Source organism: Mesorhizobium silamurunense, assembly GCF_014843825.1.
GTDB classification, from domain to species: Bacteria; Pseudomonadota; Alphaproteobacteria; order Rhizobiales; family Rhizobiaceae; genus Mesorhizobium; species Mesorhizobium silamurunense.
In genome coordinates this window covers 1-6,683 of the sequence record NZ_JHQR01000301.1, presented here as the reverse complement: position 1 = coordinate 6,683, position 6,683 = coordinate 1, and the positions used below count along the sequence as shown (strand labels likewise).

The following is a 6,683-nucleotide window of genomic DNA, read 5'->3' as shown; positions in this document are numbered from 1 at the left end:
CCTTGACGTCGAGCGGCACGAGCTTGCCGGCTTCGTCGCGGGCGCCGGAGCCGACAGCGATGATCTCGCCTTCCTGCGGCTTCTCCTTCGCCGTATCCGGGATGATGATCCCGCCGGCGGTCTTGGATTCGGATTCGACCCGGCGAACGACCACGCGGTCATGAAGCGGGCGGAATTTGGACTTTGCCATTTTTTGATGTTCCTAGTGCGTATGTTGAACTGTTCTCCGTTGCCGGAGCGTGCGAGTGCTAGCATGGCGCTGAGGGCGGTCGGCAGCGTTCGCATCTTCCCCGCCTGTGAAAGCAAGTGGATCGGGGGCAGCGCCGAGCTGGCTGAGCAACTTTCTTTACGTTGCCAAAGCCGTACTCCAGAGCCATCTGTGATGGGTACGGCCCGCCGCGGCGGTATGTTTTGGTGAGATGATCAGGGCACATCTTCTCCTTGGTTGGTCACTTGTTTTCGGATGTGACGAGGCTGGGCTGGACGCTTGGGCCGGCTTTTGCACAACCACGCCAAGGTATGGTTTCGCCATCGGAAATGTGCCCCGGCTCGGCCAGTTTCACTTAAGCGCTGCTGCGCCAGCTGCCGCCAAGCACTTTCGGCAAAACCCGATTGAGATTCATCGGATGACCGATAAGCGATGTGGACCGTTTCGGTCGCCAACGAACGCGAAAGATAGCGCGACTTCATGAACGAGCTTGTTTCTTCTCAGAGAGGGGCACACGGGTTTTACAGAAGTGATCATCGCTCGTATTGCTCCTTTGCGCACAGTCACCCCTACCTCATTGCAAAGGCCATGCCAGAGCGCTCAGCGCGCAGTAAGAGCCTGAAATGCTTCGACAACCTCCGCAGTGCCCCAAATGACCGGTGCAATGAAACCGACATGTTTTCTGCAGCGTCAGGTTTCGGACACAGGTCACGCGATTCGCGCCGCCAGAAAAGTGTGGCCCCATCCGCGCGGTCCCGAGCGCCAAGACCGTGAGAGCACGCGCGACATGCAGCCTCTGCCCGTCTTTCCGACCATTCGCCTCAGTGCCATTAGCGGGGTTGGTCCGCCACTAACGCTCACCGAATGCCTCATTTCTATCCCACCGCGGCTCTTCACCGGCGAACAGACGATCCAGAAGACGTCGGTGGATTTGCGATTGGGCGAAGGGCAGGAGGCAGACCGTGCCATTCTGCCGGCAATAACGGGCATGGCGCTCAGCGAGTTTCTTGTGCTCGCGCAGATCGTCCATGTGATGTATCGGTCGGCCTCCATCCACTTTCGTTGGACCCGACGGCGAGTGTGCTGACGAGGCAGGCAGCTCAGTGAGTTTGGGAAGATGCGCAAGATCAGCGCCCGCCGACGGGTCTTCGTATGATCCGGCTCGATTCGTCTGTAGAGTAGGGCTGTCTGGAAGTGGGAGGGGGCACGAGGTGCTCCGGTTCAAGCGTCGAGTCGATGCCGAGGATAAGATCGCTCATTTCCTGTTGGCCATTCAGGAATGTTCGGCGTTGTCGGATAGCCGACAATGTCGGGTCCACGACATAGCAGAGTCCAATCTATCAGATGTTTTTACACGCTTTTTTGTTTTGGCACGGCACATGCAGAATTATCCGCAAAACGGTAGGACTGAGGAGAAGTCGTTCCCACGGTCCTAAAAACCGCTGACTTACGCCACCTCCAAGGCGTGACCGCCCGGCAGCGAGCTCAGTCTCCTGTCGGGCATTCGGTTTCAGGCATTTCCTGGAAGCCTAGGTGTCTGGTCCCGGAGTGTAGGGGAATCATCGCTGAACGTGTCCGCGAAAACAGGGATGCAAAGACGGTCGTGGTTGGATTGTGCTGGGTGACAGGAGGGAAATTCCTCAAGCACCTCATCCATCTTTTCGGCAAACTGTGTCCGGATGCAAGTCTGACAATTGAGGATATTCCAGCTGGGCAGTGCTTGACAGCCATACGCCGCAGGCGCCTCGACATTGCGTTCACGCACGACCTTGATGCCGCCACAGCCTGTTGCAGCGAGGTGTTTTGGTAGGAACGCCTCTTCGTTCTACTGCCGTCTTGTCATTACTTATCGAGAAGCCGGTGCTCACCTGGTCCGACCTTGCAGATATGTCCCTGCTCGTTCGGTTCGGGTTGGAAGGACCCCCGTTGGATCTGCGCTTGCTGGAACGAATTGCGGAAGCTGGCGGGCCAGCTGTTCAGACGTGTCGGGCGAACCAGGCGACGGTAATCTTCAAGGTGCAGCTTGAGCAAGGCGTCACCTTGGCCGAGGAAAGCTATGCCAGAACAGTCACCATCGATTCCGCGACGTGGAAGCCTCTTGATGGCCATTACAGTGTCAGCTCAATCAGAGCTGTCTGGCCCGAAATATCGCTCACCCGCATGGGCGCTTTAAGGCGGACAATGGCGTCGCCCTCGTCGCTGCTGCAGTTGCAGGCAGTCCTCCGACGCGAGTGGTAAAGACGAGTGATGCGTACGCCTCAGCCTTTGTGAACAAGATATGCGGCGTTGCTAGTGTCGCATGGCCGCAAAAATAATCAACCTCACGCCGCGGGGGCAAACCAACGCAAGGCCCCACGCACCGTCGGGTCGCGCTTTGACAAAGGCCGTCTCGGCCGAGTTGTTCTCCTGCGCAATCGCAAGCATCAGGTGATCCGGCAGCCAGTCGTCAAGCACAAGAACGGCGAAGGGCGCCTGCCGAAAAGACGATCGGCGAAAGCATCGACGCGATGCGCATAGAGAGCGCTCCTCGCTGTGGTTGGTTTCGTTCGCGCTTTGCCGCCGGCTTGAAGTCAGTACCCATTATCGACCCTGGCCGTGGAGTATTTGATGACCGCGATTGTTGAGGGCGCAACATATTGGATACGCAACTTAGTGCACACATTTCTTTGGGATATGGACTCCCTAGCTGGCACCTGACAGTCGGGCAATATTTTTATGCTCCAAGCATCCCACACGTCGCCACGATAAAAGAGATATGGCCTCGATTGCCGGCAGCTAACAGCGTCTGTGATCGTTACGATACTTGTTGCTTGGTGTCATAGCGCGCCTGCGCCGCCAATACCTGCCCGATGTTTTCCTCAGCCCAGTGCGTAATCTCAATGATCTTCTTTGCCAGCGTCAGACCAAGCGGCGTTATTGAATATTCCACCGTAACGGGAACGGTAGCGAAAGCCCTGCGCTCAATAAGGCCGTCGCGCTCCATCTTTTTCAACGTCTGGGACAACATCTTCTGCGCGACTCCTTCAATATCCCTGCGCAACTGATTGAAACGCATAGGACTCTCTGAGAGTCGAGCAAGAACAAGCACTACCCACTTGTCCGAAAGACGGTCCAGTACGAGCCTCGTCGGGCAATGTTCGCAAAATACACTTGGGCTCACGTGCTGCAACGGCGCGGTTCCATCGATGGTACCTGGTGTGCTCATGGTTCCCTCTTAACACATGGTAGCCGATTGACTAGATAGTATCGTGTTAACAGCAGGTATCATTTAGGTACCATTTCCGGAGAAATACAGCATGTCAGGAAAGATTCTCGTGATCGGTGCGACCGGCAACGTGGGGCGACCGCTCGTCCGCGAACTTGTCGCTGCCGGTGAACAGGTGAAAGCGGCCTCCCGCGCCGCGACGGTCATTTCCGGCGCGGAAGCCATCCGGTTCGATCAAGCCGATCCGTCAACCTACCAGGACGCTTTCAACGGGGTGGACCGCGTCTATGTTCTCGTGCCGAGTGATCGCCTCGACGTTGCCGACTACCTCACGCCGATCTTGCAGGCGGCGATCGAAAGAAATGTAAAGGTTGCGCTGCAGACCGCTCTGGGCGTCGATGCCGACGAGAGGACGCCCTACCGCCAGGCCGAGCTCTTCCTCGAACGTAGCGGTACGCCGTTCGTGATCGTACGGCCGACATGGTTTTCGGACAACTTCCACCTGTCCTGGCTTCCTGGGATCAAGGCTCAGGGTGTCATCGCCGTGCCGGCCGCGGACGGTAAGTCGAGCTTCATCGACGTCCGCGACATCGCGGCGAGCGCTGCGTCCGCCCTCAGGAGCAATCAGTTTGACGGCAAAGCGTACAATCTGACGGGGCCGGCCTCGCTCAGCTACCACGAAGCAGCAGGAATTCTCTCCACGGTCGCAGGCAAGGAGGTCCGGTATCAGCCTGTTGACGATCAGACTTTCATCGGGATTTTGACCGGCGTCGGCATGCCAGCCGACTTTGCAAGCCATCTCGCCTCGCTTTTCTACCCTGTTCGCGAAGGGTGGACAGCTGTTGTTGCCGACGGCGTCGAAACCTTGACCGGCAAACCCCCGCGGTCGCTTGAGACCTACGCGACGGATCACGCGGCGAAGTTCAAGAACTAAGGAAACCTGCACGACGCAAAACGCGGTGCGCGCTGAGGTGAGTTGAGGACGACGGTGCGCCGCAGTCCTCGATTCATTCAGTGCTTCTGCAGCCATTTTACTACATCGGGAACCAAAATGACGATCAGCAAAACTGTGGTGCTCGCTCGGAGGCGCGTGGAGGCGTCCGCCAACAAACAAGGCCGTCGAGGCTCTGCCTCACGGAGCGCCAAGCCATGAAACGCATTCAATATCATCGATATGGCGGGCCGGAGACGATGCGGCTTGAAGACTTTGAGTTGGAAGAGCCAGGCGCCGGCGAGGTCGCGGTGAAAGTCAAATTTGCCGCCATCAATCCCGTCGACGGGCAGGTGCGCAACGGTCGGATGAAGATCATGACGGGGAAAGCATTTCCCCGTGCGATGGGCATCGATTGTTCTGGGACAGTTATCTCGGTGGGGCCCGGCGTGACGCGTGTCAAGCCGGGGGATGCCGTGTTCGGCATGGCCCGATTCAAGCAAAGCGGCGCCTTCGGCAATGCCGTGATCACGAACGAGTCCTTCCTGGTCCGGAAGCCCGACGCACTGTCCTTCGAGAATGCGGCTTGCCTGCCTACCCCCAGCGTCACGGCGTGGAACGGACTCGTGGACAAAGCGAGCCTGAAGGCCGGTCAACAAGTGTTCGTCAATGGTTGCACTGGAGCCGTTGACGCGGCGACGGTGCAGATCGCCCGGATGCTGGGGGCCACGGTCTCGGGCAGTTGCAGTGCAGGTGCGATGCCAAGAGCTCGCGTCCTGGGCCTGCAGGGCGTGTGCGACTATCGGACCACCGACTTCTCGCAACTCGGCGAGCGGTTCGATGTCGTCTACGACGCAGCCGCCACAATGCCCACAGTGGCGGGCCTCTCGCTCCTGCGCGGGAAAGGCGTATTTATCGACCTGGCGCCGACGCCTGGCAAGTTCCTGCGATCGTTCGTGAACCGCAAGCTCAAGCCGATCATCTGCAGCCCGAGGGCCGAGATCCTCGACCGTTTGGCGCGGGCAGCAGGCGAGGGAAGCCTGCTGCTTCCTGTCGCCGATACCGTGCCCCTGAGTGACGCCATTGGACTGATTGGCGATATTGAAGCCGGGAAGAAGGTCGGCGGAAAGGGCCTCATTGCAATGGATTGAATGCACGGCTCAAACAATTCCAAGCAGGAACTCCTCTTGAACACGACGGCGGCTGAAGGCTTTTCGGTTCGAAACGTAGACGCTCGCACCGCAAGCTGGGCTTTCAGGACCGCTGTCTTCCTCCTAGAGGGCAGGACAAAGCAGATGGGGTTGTCTAATCGCCGTGGGGACGTCAAGTATCTTCGTTCTTGGAGATGCGTTTGCCGGGTACACGGTTGTCTTCGCGGTCGACATCGGTCGCCGCATGATGGAGCTTCGCGGGAGGAGCCTTCAATGTGGACGACGCACTTTTGCTGAGTCAGCGGTGCAACCCCATCAGCGGAATGGCTCGGCCCCACGTCCCGGCAGGGACGTCTCAGGCGCTCAGATCCTGAACGCTATCCGCAAATTTCATGTTGTTGCTCCTGCGTTCCGATCAAAGAACTCGCCAGTCTTGAGCATCGCATGCATCGTGACCGCCAGTTTGCGCGCTACGGCAACGGCCGCGCGTTTGAAGCCGATCCTCTCGCGGAGCTTGAGGCCCCATGTCCGCAGGGTGCTCTCGGTCGTGCTACGCGTCAGAATAACCGACGCTGCTTCGTAGAGAAGCCCTCGCAAATGGCGGTCACCGCGTCGGGATATATGGCCGTCATAATCGACTTCTCCGGATTGGTAGCGGCGCGTCGTCAGACCGATCCAGGCGCCAACAGATCGGGACTTCTTGAAGTTGCCCGGATCTTCAATGGCAGTGGCGAAGGAGGTTGCGGTGATGGCGCCGATGCCAGGGATCGACATGAGTATGCGGCATGCCTGGCTCTGACGTGCATCTGCGACGAGCTGGCGCCCAAGCTCGGCGGCACGAATGCGAATGCCGCGCCAGGCTTCCAACATCGGCAGCACGATAAGAGCAAGTTCCTTGTGATCGATAAGAAGGCCCCGAACGTTCTTCTCGAATGTGGTTCCCTTACCTGCAGGAACGAGCAACCCGAATGTCTTCATGAGCCCCCGGATCTGGTTTGAAAGCTCGGTGGTGATTCGGACCAGCCGGGTGCGAGCCGACACGAGCGTCCGGGTCAACATGCTGTCGAAACCTTTCACGCGCACCTCGCGAAAGAACCCGACTTCTGCAAGCTGCGCCAAACCATCGGCATCATTCGCATCCGTCTTATTCGCCGCCATATCGAGCGCAGCTTTGGCGTGACGGGCATC

Annotated in this window: 8 protein-coding genes; 4 read left to right on the top strand and 4 right to left on the bottom strand. The window is 58.6% G+C overall.

The genetic code is table 11. The features are described 5' to 3' along the window. Nucleotides 1-190 (bottom strand): co-chaperone GroES (locus tag DH10_RS30195; protein WP_192385664.1); only part of this gene is annotated, 190 nt, incomplete at its 3' end. Between the two features lie 670 nt (nt 191-860). Here DH10_RS30195 and DH10_RS30190 point away from each other — a divergent pair. After that, nucleotides 861-1,295: a hypothetical protein gene (locus tag DH10_RS30190; protein ID WP_192385663.1), complete on the top strand. Its 435-nt coding sequence runs from the start codon at nt 861-863 to the stop codon at nt 1,293-1,295. Nucleotides 1,296-2,134: 839 nt separating this feature from the next. Then, nucleotides 2,135-2,446 (top strand): hypothetical protein, encoded by a 312-nt coding sequence (locus DH10_RS30185; RefSeq protein WP_192385666.1) that lies wholly within the window; start codon nt 2,135-2,137, stop codon nt 2,444-2,446. Here DH10_RS30185 and DH10_RS38350 read toward each other — a convergent pair. After that, nucleotides 2,361-2,564 (bottom strand): PhzF family phenazine biosynthesis protein, encoded by a 204-nt coding sequence (locus DH10_RS38350; RefSeq protein ID WP_425515389.1) that lies wholly within the window; start codon nt 2,562-2,564, stop codon nt 2,361-2,363. The two genes, DH10_RS30185 and DH10_RS38350, sit on opposite strands and share 86 nt — an antisense overlap. A gap of 438 nt (nt 2,565-3,002) precedes the next feature. After that, the gene (locus DH10_RS30175) at nt 3,003-3,413 is read right to left on the bottom strand and encodes a winged helix-turn-helix transcriptional regulator (protein ID WP_210327871.1); all 411 of its coding nucleotides are present in this window, start codon (nt 3,411-3,413) and stop codon (nt 3,003-3,005) included. 91 nt (nt 3,414-3,504) lie between these two features. Between DH10_RS30175 and DH10_RS30170 the strand changes: the two genes are divergently transcribed. Further along, nucleotides 3,505-4,347, top strand: coding sequence for an SDR family oxidoreductase (locus DH10_RS30170; protein ID WP_192385662.1), 843 nt, complete (start codon nt 3,505-3,507; stop codon nt 4,345-4,347). 215 nt (nt 4,348-4,562) lie between these two features. Further along, a complete protein-coding gene (locus DH10_RS30165) occupies nt 4,563-5,495 on the top strand; it encodes an NAD(P)-dependent alcohol dehydrogenase (protein WP_192385661.1) in 933 nt (310 codons plus the stop codon). Between the two features lie 390 nt (nt 5,496-5,885). Here the strand turns inward: DH10_RS30165 and DH10_RS30160 are convergent. Next, nucleotides 5,886-6,683: IS110 family RNA-guided transposase (locus tag DH10_RS30160; protein WP_192385660.1), on the bottom strand; the 798-nt coding region annotated here is incomplete at its 5' end.

Coding starts and splice junctions, on each gene's coding strand:
- DH10_RS30190 (WP_192385663.1), top strand. CDS start 861: ATGACCGGTGCAATGAAACCGACATGTTTTCTGCAGCGTCAGGTTTCG.
- DH10_RS30165 (WP_192385661.1), top strand. CDS start 4,563: ATGAAACGCATTCAATATCATCGATATGGCGGGCCGGAGACGATGCGG.
- DH10_RS30175 (WP_210327871.1), bottom strand. CDS start 3,413: ATGAGCACACCAGGTACCATCGATGGAACCGCGCCGTTGCAGCACGTG.
- DH10_RS30170 (WP_192385662.1), top strand. CDS start 3,505: ATGTCAGGAAAGATTCTCGTGATCGGTGCGACCGGCAACGTGGGGCGA.